General features: G+C 55.0%; 16 protein-coding genes. 10 read left to right on the top strand and 6 right to left on the bottom strand.

Annotated features, from left to right (window positions below; translation table 11 throughout):
* Positions 1–27 precede the first annotated feature (27 nt).
* A complete protein-coding gene (gene gltX / locus QZR17_RS01260) occupies positions 28–1,557 on the top strand; it encodes a glutamate--tRNA ligase (protein ID WP_297126622.1) in 1,530 nt (509 codons plus the stop codon).
* A 69-nt stretch (positions 1,558–1,626) separates the two neighbouring features.
* Here the strand turns inward: gltX and QZR17_RS01265 are convergent, their stop codons facing one another.
* Entirely contained in the window at positions 1,627–2,508 is an 882-nt protein-coding gene (locus tag QZR17_RS01265) for a lysophospholipid acyltransferase family protein (RefSeq protein ID WP_297126623.1), read from the bottom strand.
* An 83-nt stretch (positions 2,509–2,591) separates the two neighbouring features.
* Positions 2,592–2,768, bottom strand: a complete 177-nt coding sequence (locus tag QZR17_RS01270) for a hypothetical protein (RefSeq protein WP_297126626.1) — start codon at positions 2,766–2,768, stop codon at positions 2,592–2,594.
* An 84-nt stretch (positions 2,769–2,852) separates the two neighbouring features.
* Between QZR17_RS01270 and QZR17_RS01275 the strand changes: the two genes are divergently transcribed.
* Positions 2,853–3,020: a hypothetical protein gene (locus tag QZR17_RS01275; RefSeq protein WP_297126628.1), complete on the top strand. Its 168-nt coding sequence runs from the start codon at positions 2,853–2,855 to the stop codon at positions 3,018–3,020.
* 82 nt (positions 3,021–3,102) lie between these two features.
* On the opposite strand, the gene QZR17_RS01280 is transcribed toward QZR17_RS01275, so the two are convergent.
* Together QZR17_RS01280 and pyrE are read right to left on the bottom strand one after the other, a co-directional pair.
* Positions 3,103–3,534, bottom strand: coding sequence for a hypothetical protein (locus tag QZR17_RS01280; protein WP_296165340.1), 432 nt, complete (start codon positions 3,532–3,534; stop codon positions 3,103–3,105).
* A 23-nt stretch (positions 3,535–3,557) separates the two neighbouring features.
* Positions 3,558–4,199 carry an orotate phosphoribosyltransferase gene (gene pyrE, locus QZR17_RS01285; protein ID WP_297126630.1) on the bottom strand — a complete coding sequence of 214 codons (642 nt, stop codon included), beginning with the start codon at positions 4,197–4,199 and terminating at the stop codon, positions 3,558–3,560.
* A gap of 426 nt (positions 4,200–4,625) precedes the next feature.
* Between pyrE and QZR17_RS01290 the strand changes: the two genes are divergently transcribed.
* From QZR17_RS01290 to QZR17_RS01320, 7 genes are all read left to right on the top strand, one after another.
* Positions 4,626–5,927: a PLP-dependent transferase gene (locus QZR17_RS01290; RefSeq protein ID WP_297126632.1), complete on the top strand. Its 1,302-nt coding sequence runs from the start codon at positions 4,626–4,628 to the stop codon at positions 5,925–5,927.
* Positions 5,912–6,862 (top strand): alpha/beta fold hydrolase, encoded by a 951-nt coding sequence (locus QZR17_RS01295; RefSeq protein WP_297126635.1) that lies wholly within the window; start codon positions 5,912–5,914, stop codon positions 6,860–6,862. The genes QZR17_RS01290 and QZR17_RS01295 overlap by 16 nt, the downstream gene beginning before the upstream one ends.
* Positions 6,863–6,885: 23 nt before the next feature.
* Positions 6,886–9,282 carry an aspartate kinase gene (locus QZR17_RS01300; protein WP_297126638.1) on the top strand — a complete coding sequence of 799 codons (2,397 nt, stop codon included), beginning with the start codon at positions 6,886–6,888 and terminating at the stop codon, positions 9,280–9,282.
* Positions 9,283–9,375: 93 nt separating this feature from the next.
* Positions 9,376–10,764, top strand: a complete 1,389-nt coding sequence (gene murF / locus QZR17_RS01305) for a UDP-N-acetylmuramoyl-tripeptide--D-alanyl-D-alanine ligase (RefSeq protein ID WP_297126641.1) — start codon at positions 9,376–9,378, stop codon at positions 10,762–10,764.
* A gap of 3 nt (positions 10,765–10,767) precedes the next feature.
* The gene (locus QZR17_RS01310; RefSeq protein WP_297126644.1) at positions 10,768–11,574 is read left to right on the top strand and encodes a ZIP family metal transporter; all 807 of its coding nucleotides are present in this window, start codon (positions 10,768–10,770) and stop codon (positions 11,572–11,574) included.
* Positions 11,575–11,580: 6 nt separating this feature from the next.
* Positions 11,581–12,381, top strand: a complete 801-nt coding sequence (gene zupT, locus QZR17_RS01315; RefSeq protein ID WP_297126647.1) for a zinc transporter ZupT — start codon at positions 11,581–11,583, stop codon at positions 12,379–12,381.
* A gap of 267 nt (positions 12,382–12,648) precedes the next feature.
* Positions 12,649–13,182: a DUF4294 domain-containing protein gene (locus QZR17_RS01320; protein WP_297127138.1), complete on the top strand. Its 534-nt coding sequence runs from the start codon at positions 12,649–12,651 to the stop codon at positions 13,180–13,182.
* Between the two features lie 2 nt (positions 13,183–13,184).
* Here the strand turns inward: QZR17_RS01320 and QZR17_RS01325 are convergent, their stop codons facing one another.
* Together QZR17_RS01325 and QZR17_RS01330 are read right to left on the bottom strand one after the other, a co-directional pair.
* The gene (locus QZR17_RS01325; protein ID WP_297126651.1) at positions 13,185–15,209 is read right to left on the bottom strand and encodes a DNA topoisomerase 3; all 2,025 of its coding nucleotides are present in this window, start codon (positions 15,207–15,209) and stop codon (positions 13,185–13,187) included.
* Positions 15,210–15,294: 85 nt separating this feature from the next.
* On the bottom strand, positions 15,295–17,046 hold the full coding sequence (locus tag QZR17_RS01330) for a phospho-sugar mutase (RefSeq protein ID WP_297126654.1): 1,752 nt from the start codon (positions 17,044–17,046) through the stop codon (positions 15,295–15,297).
* A gap of 667 nt (positions 17,047–17,713) precedes the next feature.
* Here QZR17_RS01330 and QZR17_RS01335 point away from each other — a divergent pair.
* A complete protein-coding gene (locus QZR17_RS01335; protein ID WP_297126656.1) occupies positions 17,714–18,688 on the top strand; it encodes a discoidin domain-containing protein in 975 nt (324 codons plus the stop codon).
* The last annotated feature ends 6 nt before the right edge of the window (positions 18,689–18,694 follow it).

Consider the following 18,694-nt stretch of genomic DNA (forward strand, 5'->3'; position numbering starts at 1 on the left):
GAACGAACGAAAGATAAGAATACAGATATGACTGATACTACTCCATCACAGGTAAGAGTACGATTTGCTCCCAGCCCTACCGGACCACTCCATATCGGAGGGGTCCGAACGGCTCTATACAATTACCTCTTTGCCAAAAATCAAGGGGGAAAAATGCTCCTGCGGATCGAGGATACCGACTCTCGTCGGTTTGTCCCCGGAGCAGAGGACTACATCATCGAGTCCCTTAATTGGCTTGGCATCCATATCGACGAGGGTGTAGGTGTGGGGGGTGAGTATGGACCCTACCGCCAGAGTGAGCGCAGGGACATCTACCGCAAGTATGTCCGTGAGCTACTGGAGAGCGGTCAGGCCTACAAGGCGTACGACACCCCTGAGGAGCTGGAGAAGGCTCGGGAGAGTACCAAGAACTTTCAGTACGATGCATCCACCCGTATGGGTATGCGCAACTCCCTCGCACTGACGGAGAGCGAGTGCGAGGAACTGGAGCAAGCGGGTGTGCCATACGTTGTGCGACTTCGGATAGAGCCGGGAGAGGCGATCAGCTTCACCGATATGGTACGCGGGGAGGTGACCATCAATTCCTCGGAGCTTGACGACAAGGTACTCTACAAGCAGAGCGATGATCTCCCTACCTACCACTTGGCCAACGTAGTGGATGACCACCTGATGAAGATCTCACACGTCATTCGCGGAGAGGAGTGGGTCACATCCACACCCCTTCATGTCTTGCTGTATCGTGCCTTTGGCTGGGAGTCGGAGATGCCTCACTTTGCGCACCTGCCTCTCCTACTTAAGCCGGAGGGCAGTGGAAAGCTCAGTAAGAGAGATGGGGACAAGTTTGGCTTCCCGGTCTTCCCCCTTCTCTGGGAGTCACCGGAGGACGGAGCTGTGAGCCCAGGTTATCGCGAGAGTGGTTACCTACCTGAGGCGGTGGTTAATTTTCTTGCTCTTCTTGGGTGGAATCCCGGAGATGACATAGAGCTTATGCCGATGAATGTCCTCATCCGTCGGTTTGACCTCGGCAGTGTCAATAAGAGTGGCGCCCGCTTCGACTACGAGAAGGGAAAGTGGTTCAATCAGCAGTACATCAGGATCTGCGACCTCGACCGCTTAGCCGACCTCTGTATGCCGTATCTTGAGCAGGCCGGCATCACCTGTGACCACCATAGGCTGGTCTGTGCCCTTGATCTGACACGAGAGCGACTGACGCTCCTCCCAGATGTCGTCGAACAGACAGGCTACCTCCTCCAAGCTCCGACCGACTTCGATGAGAAATCAGTCAAAAAGCGGTGGAAGGAAGATAGTGCCAAGCAACTCACAGAGTACATGGAGTATATCGACACCTTCCCTAGACCTCTCGATATAAAGCTACTCGATGAGAAGACTCACGACTGGCTGGAGGAGAAAGGCTATAAGATAGGAGTGGTGATGAATGCTCTCAGAGTGGCACTCGTGGGTGAGGCGATAGGGCTCTACATCTACGACATCATCGACTTCATCGGTATCAAGGAGACCAAGCAAAGGGTCCAGTACGCCATTGAGCGACTGGGCTGATACCTATATCAACCAACAGCAGGACGCAAAACCTTAGTGCTTTGCGTCCTGCTTTTTCTTTTCGTCACTTCAGCGTTTCTCGTACTTAAAGCGCTTATGACTCCATAGATAATAGGCCGGCTCTCTCCTGATCATCTCCTCTAAGAGGGTGTAAAACTGCTGTGTAAGGGAGAAGTCCCCCTGATCATCGTCCTTGTCGTAGGGCATCGGGACGACTCTCACACTCCAGTAGCCTCTCCGTACGCGATGCATATCAAGGAAGTAAGCACTCAGCCCCAGCCTCCTTGTGATCTTCTCAGCCCCGACGTGCGTAGGCACCTGCCGGCCAAAGAAGTCAATGAAGTGATGAAGCTTGTCTGATGAGGGGGACTGGTCAGCCACATACCCCACCCCGAAGGGCTTTCCTGACTGCCTTGCAGAGAGGATATACCGGAGCGTATCCCTCATCTCGACCGACTTACTGCCATGAGCTTGCCGATTGGCGAGGATGATCTGATCAGAGACCGGGTCGTGGAGCTGAGAGTAGATCTGAGCACAAGTGACCCCAGGGAGCCAGAGGGCGATAGAAGGGATCCACTCCCACTGACCATAGTGCCCGATGTACAGGGTGAAATTGCGTCCACCAGCTGTATCCTCCAGGATCTGCTCTATACCCTCAAAGGTAATGTGCTCCTTCATCTCCTCCTCCGACCAAGTCATCATCCTCGGAGCCTCCAGTATCAGGTCACAGAAGTAGCTGTAGAAGTCCTTCGCAATCTTTCTCCTCTCCTCCTGAGTAAGCTTCGGGAAGGCGATCTCAAGATTATGATCCACTACCTCTCTACGATACCGGACCACATCCCTGACCACCCACGCCAAGAAATCGGACAGATGGTAGAGCCTCTTGAGAGGTATCCTCCCCAGTAGGCGCCAAAGCCTGAGCGCCCACTTGGTCTTCTGTTTCTCTGTCATAGCCTACCTCAGTTTATCTTCAGCAATTGCCTTTTTCACCCGCTTCACCAGCATTAGACCTTTCATCTTGTCTCTTCTTCATCTTAGTTGCCGATCACCAAGTCTCTCCCCCGCAGTATAGTCGGATAGTGCTTTAGCACAGCAGTGGGTAGATCCCTGCGGGTCTGCTGTCCCACACCGAGTGAGAGATCGTACACGGCTAAGCAGTGGCTGCATGTAGCAGACATCAGCGTCTCCTCAGCCGGAGTGTGATCCGGCATGACTATCCCTCGGGTGGGATAGCATAGGGGGCACTGAGCATCGAAGGCCGCATAGCCTCCGCCCTCGACCTCACCCGGAAGTCCATGGCAGACTATCAGCCCTCCCACACCGAGCAGATCACTCTGCTGTCGAGGAGTGAGGATAAGGATGGCAGTCTGGGGGGAAGCAATGGACCTCCCCTCAGCGGACATAAGATCAATGGTGTACGCTACCGGAAGGTCCGGAAGCGTATCTGGTATCGGGGTATCTGAGCTGAGATGCCCGCAAGAGAGCAGGGTCACAGCCAGTATCACGGCTGTGGCTATAGGGATAAGTCTGTAGAGTACTTCTGACTTACTTTTTCCCAAGGAAGCGATCCACGTCCAAGTGTTCGAGACTATCGGCCATCTTATCCAGCAGGGGTTGGATCTTAGTCTTCACCATACCGGCAACGAAGGACGGGGCCTCCACCTCGACAGAGACCTGAGCCTGGGTATTATCGCCCTCGGGCTGGAAGTTGAGCACCAACTCCACCGGCACCGGTGCGCCCTCAGCCTTGTAGCTGACGAGAGAGGGCTTCTCCATACGATTACGACGAAGGGTAATGTCACCTACGAGAGGAAGCTTGGCACTGATGGCATCATCTGTCACTGAGACGTCCTTAAACATCGGCTTGTCCCCCACCTTGCTCAGGAAGTGACGAGCTGACTCAGGCTCTCCCGCTAGGTCAAATACGGTGTCTATATCCTTCTTGATGGTAAATGGTCTACTATTGATTACCTGCATATCTATCTACTATTCTAAGTCTATCACTTACCCCAGTTAGCTGGATCCTTTCGCCACTCCTTGAGGGTCTCTACCTGATCGCTGTGGATAAATCCTCTCCGCTCCGCCTCTGCAACCACATGATCGTAGTCACTGAGGGTGAACATCGGGATAGAAGCCTCAGCAAAGGCATCCTCTGCGACAGCAAAGCCATGAGAGTAGGTAGCAACTAGTCCGAGCACCTCATACCCTGCCGCCTGCAGCGCCCTTGCCGCTGCGAGGCTGCTACCACCTGTAGAGATAAGATCCTCGATAACCACCACCTTGGCATCCTTATCAATAGCCCCCTCTATCTGATTTTGCATACCATGATCCTTAGCTTTTGCGCGGATATAGGAGAGCGGCAACCGCATGCGATCAGCAACGAGAGCCGCCTGTGGAATGCCACCCGTGGCGACTCCTGAGACTGCTGTGACCTGAGGGAATTTCTCCTTGATCAGATCCACCAGTGCATCAGCAATCTGTGTCCGAATCTCCGTCGAGGAGAGCGTCACTCTATTATCACAGTAGATGGGACTATGCCAGCCCGAGGCCCAGGTGTAGGGGTGTTCAGGATTAAGCGACACTGCATGAGCATCCAATAGGAGCTTAGCAATCTTCTCAGCTACGGTTATTGAGGTAAACATAGGGTGTTATTTCGTGAGTTATATTACCAGCACCCAAAGGTAACTCATTTTTCTCTACCTCTAGCCAGATACTCGCCCCTCAAAGGAGCTATAAACATATTCTTAGAAAAAGACAATGAATGCAATTTTATTCCGCAATAAAAATAAGATTCAAATAAATTTGCTACATAAAAGCATTTTCGTAACTTTGTCGCACTGTTAAGTCAAGTGTTATGAGACAAAAGAGCTACATATTCCTCAGTAGCATGCTGCCCCTGATGATGATGCGAATGTACTGCGTACACTCGTCGGCTCTATCGTGTCCACAATTGATCCCATAACAATTTCGGAAGTCAACATTCATACACACGAGGCGAAACCGACGAGCCAACAGCTCAGTTAGGTTTCGCTTCACTTTTATCATCACATACACTATACCCCATCATTATGTCACACACTACCCAGCCTAAGTACTCTCCTGAGACTATTGCACTTCACTATGGCTACGATCCTCTTGCCACGGGTCACCATGCGGTGTCCGTCCCGCTGGTAGCCTCGACCGCATACGCCTTCGCTGATTCGCAGGAGGCTATCGACATTTTTGCGCTCCGCAAGGAGGGCTTCCTCTACTCCCGCCTCGGCAGCCCCACAGTGGATGTCCTCGAGAGGCGGCTTGCTGCATATGAGGGCGGTGTCGGCACAGTAGTTACCGCCACCGGACAGAGTGCCCACAGCACACTCTTCCTCACCCTGCTCCGATCCGGGGACCACATCGTTGCCTCCAATAGCATCTACGGCGGGACATTCAACCTACTGGAGTCTACTCTCCCCCGCTTCGGCATCACCACCACCTTTGTAGATATTAATAATGCAGAAGAAGTGGAGGCTGCCATCACCGAGAGGACCAAGCTGGTCTTCTGCGAGACGCTCAGCAACCCACGGCTCACCATCACCAATATCCCCGCGGCGTCTGAGGTCGCTCACCGCCATGGTCTGCCCCTCGTGGCTGACATCACCCTCACCGAGGGGATCAGCCACGCCATCAGCGAGGGAGCAGATGTCCTCACCTCCGCTCTCACCAAGATCGTCTGCGGTAATGGCACGACACTCGGTGGGGCGATCATCGACTCCGGTCGGTACGACTGGGGTAGCGGACGCTTTCCTGAGCTATCTGAGCCTTGCCCGACTTATAACAACATTTCTTTCACAGAGACTTTTGGTTCCCAGGCACTCATCACGGCACTCCGAGCCATCGGTCTTAGGGATCTTGGCACCGGGCTCAGCCCCCTCAACGCCTACGAGATGATCAAGGGGCTGGAGACGCTTGACCTGAGGGCACACGCCATCAGTGATCGCAGTCGTGAGCTGGCTGAGTGGCTTGAGGCAAATCCGAAGGTCGCTTGGGTCCGCTACCCTGCTCTTCTTTCCCACGAGCAGAATGACCTCTGCAAGACTTCGCTTCATGGCTTTGGCGGGGGGATCATCACCTTTGCGCCCAAGGGGGGATACCACGCAGCTCGCAGGGTGACCGAGAGCACCCAACTCTTCACCCTCGTTGCCAATCTTGGTGACAGCAAGTCCCTCATCACCCACCCCGCCGGCACTACCCACAGCCAGATGACCGAGGACGAGCTCCTTAAGGCCGGCATCTCAGACGATCTCATACGCCTCTCCATCGGTCTGGAAAGCATCGAGGACCTGAAGGCAGATCTCCAAAGCGCACTCGACCAATCATGCTCGGACAAGTAACCCTCTCGGACTTCACCAATTGGCGAGGCGAGAGTATCCCCTCTGTCACCCTCACTTACCAGGTGACAGGTCCCGCCCTCGGCAGTGCTCCCATAGTGCTTGTCTGTCACGCCCTTACCGGCAACTCCGCTGTCGCCGGTCCGGAGGGCTGGTGGGCAAAGCTCATCGGACCCGGACAGACGATCGACACTGCCCGCTACACCATCCTCTCGATCGACATCCCTGGAAATGAATATGCCGGTTCTACTCCACTGGACGATCCCTCTCTGCTCAATGTGAAGGACGTGGCTCGCCTCTGGCTGCTCGTGCTGAGAGAGCTCCGTGTTGATCACCTCTACGCACTCATCGGACCCAGCCTCGGTGGTGGCCTTGCTTGGCAGATCGCCACCCTCGAGCCCACGCTGGCGGACTTTCTCTTCCCCATCGCCACGGACTACAAGGCCTCCGACTGGCTTCTTGCTCAGACCGAGGTACAGCGACTGATACTGGAGCACTCCAATCGCCCTATCCACGATGCGCGGGTCCACGCCATGCTCACCTACCGAACGCCGATGTCCCTCATCAAACGCTTTGAGGGGAAAAAGGTGGAGGACAGCGGACTCCCAAAGGTGATCGATTGGCTCGACTATCATGGTCGCAAGCTAGAGGAGCGCTTCAGCTTGAGCGCCTATAGGGTGATGACCTTCCTCACCTCCACGATCAATGCAGCGGGGAGCGAGGAAGAGCTGTCACGGATCGTCTCAGACATCCACCTCGTCGCCATAGATAGCGACCGGCTCTTCCCCTACTTCGTCGCCCGAGAGACTATCGAGGGACTCAAGCACTTCGGCAAGGGGCGCGCGGAGCTCCACACCATCGTCTCCGACCACGGTCACGATGCCTTCCTCATCGAGTATGACCAGCTCTGCCGGATCATGAGCCCTTACTTCTCCTAATCCAAGTAAGACAATAGTATAGTATGCGTGTGCTAAAGTTTGGGGGCAAGTCCCTCGCCAATGGAGAGCCCCTCCGCCTCTCCCTCAATATCATCCAAGAAATAGCCGAGGCTGACGACACTCCCCCTTTAGTTGTCGTCTCCGCTCGAGGCAAGACTACCGATCGCCTCCTTGAGCTCGCTCACCTCGCCGAAGCCGGAAAGCCCTGGCGGGAGAGCCTTCACCGGCTCCTCGCTGACCAAGGAGAGGGGACCGAAGAACTCTCAGATCAACTTACCAGGCTCCTCGAGGGGATCGAACTCCTGCAAGAGTGCAGTGCCAAGACACTGGATGAGGTCCTCTCCTTTGGGGAAATCTTCTCCGCCCACCACATTGCCCGTCTCTTACCTCACGCCCTACCGATCGACGCCGGCGACCTCATCGTCACCGACGACTCCTATGGTGAGGCAAATGTGGAGCTCAAGGAGTCGGAGGATAAGACGCGCAGCTACTTTGCCCACCTCCCCGCTGACACCCTCCCGATCGTGACCGGCTTCATCGCCCGAAGCAACGAGGGGGTGCGGACAACCCTCGGAAGAAATGGGAGCAACTACACAGCTGCTCTACTCGCTAACTTCCTTGATGCCATGCAGCTCGACAACTACAGCAATATTGACGGCATCTACTCCGCTCACCCCGGCATCGTCCTCTCAGCGCACAAGATCCCCGAGCTCTCCTACACCGAGGCGGCCGAGCTCTCCCAGCTGGGTGCAGAGATCCTCCACTACAAGACGATCGACCCACTGGCTGCTAAGCAGATCCCCCTCCGCATACTAGACTCCTTCAGCCCCGAGGGATGTCGCCAGGAGGGAACGCTCGTCCATCTTCTTCCATCCTCCCAGCAGGCAAGAGCCATCGCTGCCCTCTCAGGCAAGGCTCTGATCCACTTTGAGCGGCACGAGATGAAGGGGCTTCCCGGCTTTGATGCTAGGATCTTCTCCGTCCTCAGGGACGAGGGCATCAGCACTGGTATCATCTCCCAGGGATCGACGGAGCGTGGCGTCGGCTTCGTTGTAGCGGAGAGCGATGCGGACCATGCCGTGGCGGCACTGAGGAGAGAGTTTGATCGGGACATCCACCGCCCCACGATCGAGGCGACGAAGGGGCTCTCCGTCATTGCCCTCATCGGGGTCAGCCTCTCCGGCTTCGACCACCCCTACTCCGCCCTTATCCGAAATGGCATCACACCTCTGCTGGTCAACAATGCCGTTACCGGTGACACCCTTTTCCTCCTCGTCCATGACGAAGAAGTGCCGAAGGCGCTTAATGTGATCCACGGGGAGATGTTTGCTCACGCCAAGCGGATCCATATCGCCTGCATCGGTCACGGCACGGTCGGTGGCGCCTTCCTCGACCGGGTGACCAGAGAGCGGGCGCGGATCCGCTCCGACAAAGCCGTTGATCTCCGCCTCTTCGCCATCGCCAGTAGCCGGCAGCTCCTTCTCGACAAGGAGGGCATCGGCACCGACTGGAGGGAGCGAAAGGCTGCCGCCCCCGCCTCCGACGACCCGATCCGAGAGATCATCCGATATGCAGACGAGAATTACTTAGAGAATGTTGTCGTCATCGACAACACCGCCTCGCCTGCCATCGCAGACCGCTATTGCGAGCTCGCTGAGCAGGGCTATGACCTCGTCTCCTCCAATAAGATCTCCAATACCGGTCCCTTCTCTGACTACCTCCGACTGCGTGAGATCCTGAGGGACCACCGGCGAACTTACAGGTATGAGACCAATGTGGGGGCCGGTCTACCACTGATCGACAACCTCCGGCTCCTCCACCTCTCAGGCGACCGCATCACTCGCATCAGAGGACTCTTCAGTGGCACCCTCGGCTACATCCTTTCCTCACTCAGTGACAGCACCTCCTACGCTGAGGCTATCCGCTCCGCCACCCGTCTCGGCTACTCTGAGCCGGACCCACGGCAGGATCTCAATGGTCTCGATGTGGCACGCAAGCTCCTAATCCTCGCACGTGAGGTGGGCATCTCGGCAGAGATGTCAGACATTGAGGTAGAGAATTTGGTTCCATCGTCTCTCAGGGACTGCTCAGCAGAGCACTTCATGGAGCGCCTGGACGAGGCACAGTCCTACTTCGAGAGTCTCTCGAGCACCTCTCAAGGGGAAGTGCTGAGATATGTCGGAGAGCTGACTATCGGGGACGGCACCGATGCTACCCAACTCTCTTGTGGTCTCAGAAGCCTTCCTGCCGATAGCGCCCCCGGCTCGGTCAGCGGTGCAGACTCCTGCTTTGAGATCTACACCGAGAGCTATGGCGACCTCCCCTTCGTTATCCGAGGGGCCGGAGCAGGCGCAGAGGTGACCGCGCTCGGCGTCTTTGGCGACCTCCTCAGGATCGCTGACCGTGGCGAACTCTCGTGACAAATCGACAACTTGTGGCAAGGGGAAAAGGAGCTATACTTGCGGGGGGACCTCTTTTAGACTAATTTTGTCAAGAATTAGAGATAAGAGGATATGAATAATCAAGATATAGAGTCGCTCTACAAGGTCTTCTTGGAGCACCCCTCTATCTGCACCGACTCCAGGCAGGTAGAGCAGGGAGACTTCTTTGTCGCTCTACCCGGTGAGCGTGTGGACGGAAATACCTTTGCAGAGGCGGCTCTGCAGCGCGGCGCTGCTGTGGCGCTGGTCTCAGATCCGTCTCTCGCTGAGCGGGACGAGCGCTGTATCTACACCGAGGACACACTTCTCGCTCTGCAGCAGCTCGCCAAGAGACACCGGGAGAGCTTTAAGATCCCCCTCATCGCCATCACCGGGAGCAACGGCAAGACAACGACGAAGGAGCTCTGTGCTGTCGTCCTCTCTCAGAGGTACAAGGTCCTCTATACTGAGGGTAACTTCAATAACCACCTCGGTATGCCGCTCACACTCCTACGCCTCAATGACGAGCACGAGATAGCGGTGGTGGAGATCGGGATCAATCACCCCGGCGAGATGGCTCCACTCGCCGATATTGCACGCCCGACCCACTCTCTGATCACCGGGATCGGAAAGGCGCACCTCGAGGGCTTTGGCTCACTGGAGGGGACGCTGAGAGAGAAGAGCATCCTCGCTGAGAGAGCCTATGAGAGCGGGGGAGTCGTATTCCTCAATCTCGATGACCCACTCCTGCGCGAGCGCTGGTCCGACGAGGCTCAAGTGACCTATGGTCTCGCAGACGGCTCATACGAGAGGGAGCCGGACTTCAAGGCAACGATCCTAAGGGAGCAGCCCTACCTATCCCTCCGGATCAGCTGTAGCCTTGGCGAGCAGGATATCAGAACCCATCTTGTGGGGCGCTACAATTACCACAACGTCCTCGCAGCCTTTGCAGTCGGGGTGACCTTTGGGCTCACCATGCCGACGATTGCCAATGCGATTGAGTCCTACACGCCGACCAATGACCGCTCTCAGGTGGTCAGGCTCCCACGCCACATCTCGCTGATTATGGATGCCTACAATGCCAACCCCTCCTCGATGCGGGCGGCCATTGAAAATCTCTTTACAGCACCGGAGCCGGCAAAGTTTGCCATCCTAGGGGATATGCTGGAGCTGGGCGACGCATCAGACGAGGAGCACAGGGAGATTATGAGACTGATGGAGGGGGAGCCGGAGATCACGACGCTCTATGTGGGCGAAACCTTCTGCCGGCTCGCCTCACCGGAGACGATGACCTTCCGAGACATCGAGGGGCTTCGGTCGTTTCTGGAGGTGATCGAAGTGCCGGATGAGAGTGTCTGGCTACTCAAGGGGTCGCATAAGATCGGGCTTGATAGGCTCAAGGACACTCTGGCGATGAAGGCTGACGAGGGAGTGTCTAACTCCGACTCCTATACCATCCCCACGTCGATATTCAGATACTAATCCATGAGCCTTGACCTCTACGCACTGCTACTGACCCTCGGAGCCGGTATGGCGACACCCCTAGGGGGCGCCTTGGCACTCATTGGAAAGAGAGGCTCCAACGAGGATCGGCTCCTCGCCTTAGGGATGGGACTGGCAGGGGGCGTCCTCCTATTCTTGGCTCTACAGGGTCTACTCCCTGAGGCGTGCGAGGAGTTGGTCTCGCTCTATGGAGAGCGAGGGCATCTCTTGGCTCTCGGGGGCTTCGCCGGTGGGATGGCGATGATGGCTCTACTCGACAGACTGTTGCCCGGGAGTGCGCACCATACCCACCACAGCGATGGGAGGATGATGAAGGAGGATACTGAGGAGAAGCGCTCCCTCCTCATCTCCGCACTGGCGGCAGCGGCCGCGATCTCGATACATAATATACCTGAGGGGATGATGCTCTACCTGACAGCGACTGAAGCACCTATGGAGGGGATCCCCGTCATGCTGGCTGTCGGGATGCACAATATCCCTATCGGACTCTCGATCGCCATACCTATTTACTATGCTGGATATGGACGTATGAGGGCGCTACTGGTCTGCCTTCTCTCGGGTGTGATGGAGCTTATCGGGGCTTTCCTCGGAGCATTCCTCTCTACCCCAATGGAGTCGCCCCTCTTCCTTGGCCTGATGCTCGCTCTGATTGCCGGCATTATGGTCTACGTCTCATTCGATGAGCTGATCCCCGCCTCCTACAGCTACGGCAGACGCCACGCCTCTCTCCTTGGGATCCTCATGGGGCTATTCTTTATGGGACTGACGATGATACTGATACACCACTAATCTTTTATGGAAGGCAATTTTACCATAGCCCTGCTGATGACCCTGCTGGCAGGGCTCTCTACTGGCATCGGTGCTGCGATCGCAGTTCTCTCCAAGCGGACCAATAAGTCACTCCTCTGCATTGGGCTGGGACTCTCCGCTGGGGTGATGATCTACATCTCCTTTGTGGAGCTGCTGTCTCAGGCGCGAGTCTCTCTCGTGGAGACGTGGGGGGCCATAGGGGAGCTATATGCGGTGCTGGCATTTTTTGGCGGCATAGTGGCAACACTGCTGATTGACTTAGCAATCCCTGAGACAGAAAATCCTCACGAGATCCATGGGGTGGAGGAGATGCGGACCGGTGAGGATCACTCGCTGGAGGGGCTGAGGAGGATCGGGCTGATGAGCGGTCTCATCATCACGCTGCATAACTTCCCTGAGGGAATGGTCACCTTTCTCTCCGCCCTATCCTCTCCCACCACCGCTCTGCCGATCATGCTGGCAATCATGATCCACAATATCCCGGAGGGCATCTCTGTCTCGGTCCTGATCTACTACGCCACCGGGAGCCGCTCACGAGCTCTGCTCCTCGGTGTCCTATCCGGACTAGCTGAGCCAGTCGGCGCTCTCATGGGCTACCTCTTCCTACAGCCCTACCTGACACCCGCTCTACTCCATACCACCAATGCGGTCATCGCCGGCGTGATGATCTACATCTCTCTCGACGAGCTGCTTCCTGCAGCAGAGCGTTATGGCAAGCACCACCAAGCTATATTCGGTGTGATCTCAGGTATGGCGGTAATGGCAGGGACACTTCTGATATTGTAAAAAAAACTATACTTTCTCCTTTTTCCTAAATCTCCCTTATAATCAGCCTTTGAGCGAATTAAGAGGGGGCATTTTGCGTATATTTGTGCCGTAGATAAGGGGGGCGTACCACACGTCCTCGACTGTATGACTATGAACCATTTACTTGTGCATCCTCTGAGACTTCATATCCCCTATCGGGTCCTCCTATCGCTCCTCACCCTGGTGCTGACCTCGGCACTGGGAGAGGCTCAGGAGTCTCTCCGAGAGGAGCTGAAGCAGATCTCAATGGAGGGGAAAAAGGTGCAGGGATTCCTGGTGCCGGTCCGGACGGAGTACGGCGAGAGTCTCCCGACAGTGGACCTCGGTCCAGTCTCTATCTATCGGGAGATGAAGTATGCCACGCCCGAGGAGCGCAGGGCTTATAATCGTCTCGTGAGAGATGTCAAGATCACCCTCCCGTACGCCAAGATGGTGAGCGAGACGATGATGGAGACTTACGAGTACCTCCAGACGCTACCTAATGATAAGGCTCGTGAGGCACACCTCAAGCGGATGCAGAAGGAGCTCTACGAGCAATATAAGCCAGAGATGAAAAAGCTCACTCTCCGCCAGGGTAAGCTCCTCCTTAAGCTCATCACGCGGGAGACAAATAGCACGTCTTACGAGCTGATCGACTCCTTCCTCGGTGGCTTTGCAGCAGGATTTTGGAATATGTTTGCCAAGTTCTTTGGCGCTTCTCTAAAGGCTGACTACGACCCTTATGGACGGGACGCTATGATCGAGCGCGTCTGTACAGAGGTGGAGTACGGCTTGGTCTAAAGTCACTCCTCGGGAAGGGGAAATCGGTAGTCACACCCCTCCGCATACCTCGAGCAACCAAGGGCTGTCCGCCCACGAAGCAGGTGTCCCTGACGACACTTAGGGCATAGGTCTCCCTCGACGGGAGGAGCATCTGCTGACTTGCCAGACTGAGCGGAGGAATGGCGTTGCCGTTTCTTCTTTTCCTCTCCCCTCTCCGACACAGCGGACTTCTCCTCCTCGATCAGAGCACTCATAGTGCGAGGATCCCGAATCACCTCAGTAACCATCCGGGTAACCTTCTGAGTAAGGTCGGAGATGAACTGCCTAGCATCATACTCGCCACTCTCTATCTGGCGTAGCTTCCTCTCCCACTGACCGGTCAGCTCCACACTCTTGAGCATATCGTCCCGGATGATATGGATCAGCTCCCTCCCAACGGGAGTCGGGAGCAAGGTCTTACGCTGCTTGCGGATATATCCGCGACTGAGGAGCGTCTCTATGATGGCAGCACGAGTGGATGGGCGGCCAATACCATTTTGCTTCAGGGCCTCTTTCATCTCCTCGCTCTCCACCAGCTTACCGGCAGTCTCCATAGCCCTGAGGAGGGTTGCCTCAGTGTAGGCTCTGGGGGGGCGGGTCTGCTTCTCCTGCAGCTCCGGTCGGTGTGGTCCCTGCTCCCCCTCGACAAAAGAAGGCATCACGGTAGTCATCGGCTCTTCGTCCTGAGACTCCTTATCCTCATCGGGCTTCGCCACCGCCTGCCACCCTGGGTCAGCAATCACTCGCCCGTTGGCACGGAAGCGTACGCCCTCGACTGCTCCCTGGACCGTCGTCTGCTCATACTGCATGTCGGGGTAAAAGGCAGCAAGGAATCGTCTCGAGATGAGGTCGTAGATCTGTTGCTCCTCGTTGCTGGTAAATACCCCACCCTCACCGGTCGGTATGATCGCATGGTGGTCAGTCACCTTACTATTGTCGACGACACTCCTTAGCTTACGGAGCTTCTTGTGTCCCAGCGGGGCAATAAGGTCCCTTAGTACATGGTTGCGCTGGTAGAGGTTATTAAGGATCTCAGGACACTTGGCGTAGACATCCTCAGTGATATAGGTGGTATCTACACGTGGATAGGTGACTAACTTTCGCTCATAGAGTGCCTGGATCGTGCGAAGCGTCTCATCGGCTGAGAGCCCCAGCTTCTTATTAGCCTCGATCTGGAGAGAGGTAAGGTCAAAGAGATGCGGAGGAGCTTCCTTCCCCTTCTTCTTCGTCACCTTTGTGACAGAGAAGGGCTTACCCATGATCTTATCCAATATCTTCTGCGCCTTATCGACCGTGCTATATCGCCCTGCGGTGGTAGCGAAGGCGGTCTCCCTGTAGATCGTCTTGATCTCCCAGTAGGGCTCGGGGACAAAGTGCTCTATCTCCTCCGCCCTCTCGACGATAAGGGCCAGCGTCGGTGTCTGCACTCTTCCGACAGAGAGCAGGCGGCGAGAGTCCCCAGACCGATATTTAAGAGTATAGAGGCGAGTCGCATTGATCCCAAGGAGCCAGTCTCCGATCGCTCGCGTCATACCGGCATAGTAGAGTCGCTCATACTCGGCAGAGTCGTGCAGATGATCGAAGCCCTCTCGGATAGCCTCCTCAGTCATAGAGGAGAGCCAGAGACGCCGGATCGGGACCCTACAGTCAGCCAGCTGGAGTACCCAGCGCTGGATCAGCTCACCCTCCTGACCAGCATCTCCACAGTTGATCACCTCATCGGCCCCCGACACTAATCTGCGGATGACGTCAAACTGGTGCTTGATGCCACTATCCTCCTTGAGCTTGATCCCGAAGCGCTCCGGCACGATCGGCAGATGGACGAGACTCCACCGCTGCCATCGTGTGGCATACTCCGCCGGCTCCTTCAGCTCACAGAGGTGACCAAAGGTCCAGGTGACTCTATACCCATTGCCCTCCATATAGCCGTCGTGTGCCTCGACGGCACCTAGGACAGCAGCAATGGAGCGAGCAACGGAGGGTTTCTCAGCAATACAGACTTTCATCCGTCATAACAGAAAGGGATGGAAGAGACAGCTCCATACCGCTCTCCCATCCCTTGACTACTTTTTATTAACTCAATCTAATTGCTCAGATATCGAGCTGCTTACGGATCGCCTCTACACGCTCATCGCAAGAGCGACGTGCCTCAGCCAGCTGAGCGGGGTCCTTCGGTGAGGCATGCACCTCGATGTAAAACTTGATCTTCGGCTCCGTACCCGAGGGACGGATAGAGAGCTTGGTGCCACTGGCGGTAAAGAACTGAAGGACGTTGGAGGTGGTGGGGAAGTCGAGGGTATAGGTCTCGCCGCTCACCTGATCTCTACCCTCAAGTGTGGAGTAGTCCAGCACCTCGGTCACCTGCTCGCCTGCAAGCTCCTTGAGGGGATGGTGACGGAAGTTTTTCATCATATCCTCGATCTCCTGAGCACCGGTCACACCGGGACGAACCACGCTGATGGTCTTCTCGACGGAGTAGCCATACTCGAGGTAGATCTTATCGAGGAGCTGATAGAGTGTCATACCCTGCTCCAGAGCCCACGCAAAGATCTCACCCATGATGATACAAGCTGAGACAGAGTCCTTGTCGCGGACAAAGTCCTCCCAGAGGTAGCCGATACTCTCCTCACCACCACCGAGGTAGCGACGAGTACCTTCGTTTTGACGCATCACACTTGCAATCCACTTGAAGCCGGTGTAGCAGTCGTAGAGCTCGACGTGACCGGCATCAGCCACATTACGGATCAGGTCGGTGGTCACGATGGTCTTGACGAGATAGTCACTCTCCGACAGATCGCCGATCTCCTGATGCCGCTTGATCGCATAGTAAGCATAGAGGAGGCAGGTCTGGTTACCGGTGAGTAGGACGTACTTCCCCTCATTATCCTTACACCCCACAGCGAGGCGGTCCGCATCAGGATCCGAGGCGAGGACGAGATCGGCATCTACCTTATGAGCAAGGTCAAGTGCCATCTTCATCGCTTCAGGGTTTTCCGGATTGGGAGAGTCCACCGTAGGGAAGTCCCCATCAACAACCATCTGCTCCTTGACCGGATGGATGTTGTCAAATCCTGCAGCCTCCATAGCGCGGACATTGACCTGACTACCGGTGCCGTGAAGCGGTGTGTAGACGATGCAGAGGTCGTGATGAGCCTTGATCGCCTCGGGAGTCAGGCGGGTCGTCAGCAGATCATCGATATATTGCTTATCAAAGCTCTCGTCGATGAGTGTGATCAGGTCCTCTCGTCCCTCAAACTTGATGTCACGCACGGAGCGGATCTTATTGACCTCACCGATGATGTTCTTGTCGTGAGGAGCAATGATCTGAGCGCCATCCTCCCAGTAGACCTTAAATCCATTGTACTCACGCGGATTGTGTGAGGCGGTCACCATCCCTCCGCTCTGACAGCCGAAGTGACGGATCGCATAGGAGATCATCGGCGTGGGGCGAAGACTCTTGAAGAGGTAGACATGGATGCCATTGGCGGTAAAGACATCTGCCACGATACGCGCAAAGACTTTACTATTGTGACGTCCGTCATAGCCGACGACCACCTTAAGGTCTGCGTCCTCGCCAAACTCCTTGATCATATAATTGGAGAGACCCTGAGTGGCAGCACCGATATTGTATTTATTCATACGATTAGTCCCGGCACCCATAATGCCCCGCATACCTCCGGTGCCAAACTCCAGATCCCTGTAGAACGCATCGACCAACTCCGATGGATCCTCAGCGTCTAAGAGTTGCTGCACCTGACGGCGTGTCTCCTCATCATAGTCCTCAGAGAGCCACTTGCGGGCTCTCTCACGTGCAGAGGCGATTAAGCTTTCTGATACTGCCATAGCTTGATTATATATCTGGTTACCAAATAATTTATTCTCACGTTAAAGCTCACACCCATCTGCATGGCGTGACCTTACAGTCACAAATGTACCTTTTTTTCTCTCACCACCTTTCACATCACCGCGAAATCATCGCTCAAATCGATCAGGATCTCCCCTCTGACTAATACCGATATTAGAGAATTCTTTTACCGATATCAGAGAATTCTTTTAGCGGTATTAGACAAGACTAATATCGGTAAAAGAATTACTCCTGAAGGACGAACGCATAGTACATGATTGTGTGAGGCTTAATGGTCGCCCGAAAAAGCGGTCTCAGGTGATCACCAACTAATAAAAGAGTGGTACGCTCAAATCGCCATTATACAAGACTTAACGCAAAAAGAGGACAAACATCCGTAATAACGCTCCCCATCACCAGAATGTCAAAATAACGTTGTATTCATCTTGTTACCAGAATATTAAATCAACATTATCTACCAATTCACCAAAATCGAAAACTGCGTAAAAGAAAGACTGTAACATTAATGTCGTCAAAATGCATTAGATTTGCCACATCAAACCACTACCTTTGGAACGATTTCATACAGTATGATATTGTAGCTTATTTTCTAAAGCACTACATACTTAAGGAAGCGAACTTTATTTTACTTAATCAATATAGGATATGAAAGGAACAAAAACCTTGCTCTTCACACTGGCGGTAGGGCTGATGACAATCAGCTGCGACACCAATAAGAACGAGCTTTCCGAGCCACAGAGTGCCATACCTCTGGAGAAGGTCTCTGCCAAGTCGGAGGGACCCGGTCAGATCACCATCTCGTGGTCTATGTCAGGCAAAAAAGAGAACAGCGACTGCATCGGAGTGATGGTCTCTTACTTTGACCCAATCCTAAATCACAAAGTCCTGCTCGGTGGTAAGCCTGAGCAGGGATCGGTGGTCGCCTCCGGCCTTGCTGAGTGTGCCGGGACGATTGACTTCACCGTAACCTCCTACAGTAGTACCGGTGACGCCTCAGCATCCATGACCACCTCTGCCGTCAGCCAGCATATGGCGATGATTTACACCACTAAGGCGTGGAAGGATATCCCCCTGATCGCCGATCAACTCAGCACAAATGCTCAGGAGGAGTCTGAGGGTCCTATTGAGAACCTTACCGATGGAGATCTGGGTAACTACTTCCACTCTGACTGGCATGGCTGGGTGGACGTAAGCCAGCTCCACAACATCGTTATCGACCTTAAGAGCGGTGTCTCGGCTCAGGATATGATCCTTGGCTACGCTCCCCGCCCCGGAAAGGAGGGTGATTCTGTCAAGGATGCTAGAGTCTCCTTCAGCAAGGACGGGAACAGCTGGTCAGCACCGATCTCAGTCACCTTTGATATGCCCAAGGAGAGTGGCGTGAGAGTCAATTGCGAGTACTTCAGCGTGCCTGCAGGCACTCGCTACATCAGACTGGAGCCGACCTCCCGCTACGATGGCACCGATCTCATCAGCCTACTTGGTACAGGTGGCGGTGACAGATACTTCCATATGGCAGAGCTGTGGCTCTCCCAGGTGACGGAGTACAATGAGCATGACCCCGAGATCGCCATCATGGAGATCATAGAAAACAACAAGAAGGCAAACGCCACCAAGTAACATAGT

The sequence above is a fragment of the uncultured Porphyromonas sp. genome (assembly GCF_900541275.1).
In the GTDB taxonomy this organism is placed as follows: Bacteria; Bacteroidota; Bacteroidia; order Bacteroidales; family Porphyromonadaceae; genus Porphyromonas_A.